Below are 2,356 nucleotides of genomic sequence, written 5' to 3' on the forward strand. Positions count from 1 at the left end.
GCAAGGTTGAGCATCAAGGAAGCGGCCGATGTGCTGCACTTTCTCGGCAACGTCGAGCCCCTGGAGGGCGAGGCAGTGTTCGATGGCGGCAGGGAGCATGTCGGGCTCACATGGATACTCACGTGGGTCGATCGCAGCCTGACCGGCAGGCATCCGCGGGGTGCCGCATGAGCGCCGTCACGGTTGATCAGCAGATGGATCTCATCCGCCGCAAGGGGCGCCGCGCAACGATTGGCGACATGGGCAAGGTCGCTGACGCCTTGAGCGTGCCGCTGTGGGTGCTGCTCGTCCCAGGCTTGTCCGAACGCCCGGAGTTGCTGGAGGATCGGCAGCTGTTACGATTGGTGCGGCTGGTGGAGCGACACGTACAACGGTAGAGCCTCAAGGGCGAACCCGAGCCCGCGGTGCTGAAATGGCCGCGGGCTTGTTTTTCTGCTGCTTCTTCCGCTCAATGTAAGCGCGTTGCTCCGGCGTCAGATCCGGCTCGGCCTTCGCCTGCTTCGGATAGAAATCACTCGCCTTGATCGCCTTCGGACGCGGCCGGCCCTTCGGCACCGGAACCGTCGAGCGAATCGCATTCACGAACGCCGCCGCAGGAACGCCCATGCGGAAGTTGTCCATCGGATAGCCAAACGGCTCGATGTTCGAGTAAGCAATCCACTGCGAGAACTCGGCTGAGCTGATTCGCTCATCCAGTTCCTCGACGGTCATTCCTAGGTGAAGCGCGAGCCGAAACTTGAATACCAGTTCGGGCTCGCTCAGGAATTTTTTGAGGCGTTCTCGATGGCCTGCGTAGCCAGCCCCGACACCTGATACAGCTTAAAAACGATGGCCTGCAACACGGTGCCGTCGACATCGCCGATCTCGGTGACGTCCTTATCGTTGTCGACGCTGTACGTGAGCGAGCCATCCTCCTCACACAGACCAAGTGCAACGACTTTGGCCATCGACGGGCCAGCATCGCCGCCGGCGCGGCACAGCTCCAAGTAACGCGCACGGCCAGCGCCGGAGAGCCCGCGCACGTGGAACGTCTGTCCACCGTGTTCGAACTTCTCGACCTTGGGACGAAACGAGCGAAGCGAATCTCTGCTATTTGTCATGACAACTTCCCATTACTCCGAATTCATTCGTCCTGAAGCTTCACGTGGACGCCACGCTTGCGAAGATCTTCGATCAATGCGACGTGCTTGGTCATCGCTCCAGCCAAGTGCGCCATAAACACGTTAGCGTACTGCTGGCATATATCGTCGACGACTCGCTGGAAAGCCTTCGATTGCTCAGGCGTCATATCTGCGAACTCACTCGGCACGTTGATCTGAATCGTCGTCCGCGAAAGCTTCGTTAAGATGCGCGGTATGCGCTTCGCCAACTCCGCTCGCATGAAGTCCGATAGTGCTTCGTTTGATTCAATTGCCTTGGCGATCTGCCGATAAGCAAGGTCTGCAGTAACTGGAAATTTTAGTGGCTCACTCATTTAGTATCCCTCGTCTCTAATTGCTGAAGCCTGTCGACTATTCGGGCCGATCAAGACCACGTCGTTATCGTCGATCTGTGCCCGGATGCCATCGATCAACTCCCGAATGAAGCTGTCATTTCCGACTACGTTACCCTGGATGATAATCTGTACTGAGCGCGTGGATGACGCGCCTTGTGCAGTTTCAGAGTCGCCACTTGACGTGGTGTACGCTGGATTGAGCGGCGTACCGATCGATGAGCGACCGCCGCGTGACGTGACATCAGCAATCTGCAGCGCGCCCATTCCCGCTATAAGTGCGGCTGACACGTAGCCTTGTGCAAGTACCGAGGCCTTCACGCCCTCAGCCACTGCAAGTGATGCGGGGTTGCCGGGGACCAGTGCTGCAGAGTATGCGAGCCAAGCTGCGATCTGGTTTTGCATCAGCAGACGTTGGATCGCTACCGCTTTCTCCAGAACGATACCGGCGATGGCAGCTGCCTTGTTCTTCTGACCGAGCATGTGCAAGAAGCTGATAGCTGTAGATACAGTAACGGCCTTTTGCTGCCGAATCGCTTCCTCTGCCTGTAGCTGAACGTCGTATTGATATTCCGCCGCCGCCGCGACAGCTTCGTTCCTTTTCTGCAACTCATCCATCACTGCGGTCGTTGTTTCCTGCTGAAACTCACGCTGCGCATCTAAGTAACCCTGGCCGACGATGGCGCTGATTTCTTTCATGCGCTCGATGGGCGCGTTGGCGACAGCTATCGCGAGGTTGTTGTAAGCAATCGCTGCGGCGTCGGCCATCTGCCGCACGCCGTCAGTCTCGATCTTTAGCGCGTTAATGGCCGAAATGCTGAACTCGATACCTTCCGGCAACGGCAGCCAACTCCTGCCGTTCTC

The 2,356-nt window shown here is 57.9% G+C and carries 5 protein-coding genes; 1 reads left to right on the top strand and 4 read right to left on the bottom strand.

All coding sequences use genetic code 11. The features are described 5' to 3' along the window. Positions 1-167 precede the first annotated feature (167 nt). Positions 168-377: a hypothetical protein gene (locus JNL55_RS16690; protein ID WP_293855858.1), complete on the top strand. Its 210-nt coding sequence runs from the start codon at positions 168-170 to the stop codon at positions 375-377. 4 nt (positions 378-381) lie between these two features. Here JNL55_RS16690 and JNL55_RS16695 read toward each other — a convergent pair whose 3' ends face one another. From JNL55_RS16695 to JNL55_RS16710, 4 genes are all read right to left on the bottom strand, one after another. Continuing rightward, on the bottom strand, positions 382-711 hold the full coding sequence (locus JNL55_RS16695) for a hypothetical protein (protein WP_293855861.1): 330 nt from the start codon (positions 709-711) through the stop codon (positions 382-384). 47 nt (positions 712-758) lie between these two features. Then, on the bottom strand, positions 759-1,100 hold the full coding sequence (locus JNL55_RS16700; RefSeq protein WP_293855864.1) for a hypothetical protein: 342 nt from the start codon (positions 1,098-1,100) through the stop codon (positions 759-761). 23 nt (positions 1,101-1,123) lie between these two features. Further along, positions 1,124-1,474: a hypothetical protein gene (locus JNL55_RS16705; RefSeq protein ID WP_293855867.1), complete on the bottom strand. Its 351-nt coding sequence runs from the start codon at positions 1,472-1,474 to the stop codon at positions 1,124-1,126. Then, the coding region (locus JNL55_RS16710) for a hypothetical protein (protein WP_293855870.1) at positions 1,475-2,356 on the bottom strand (882 nt) is incomplete at its 5' end.

This window comes from Steroidobacter sp. (assembly GCF_016790065.1).
Classification (GTDB): domain Bacteria; phylum Pseudomonadota; class Gammaproteobacteria; order Steroidobacterales; family Steroidobacteraceae; genus Steroidobacter.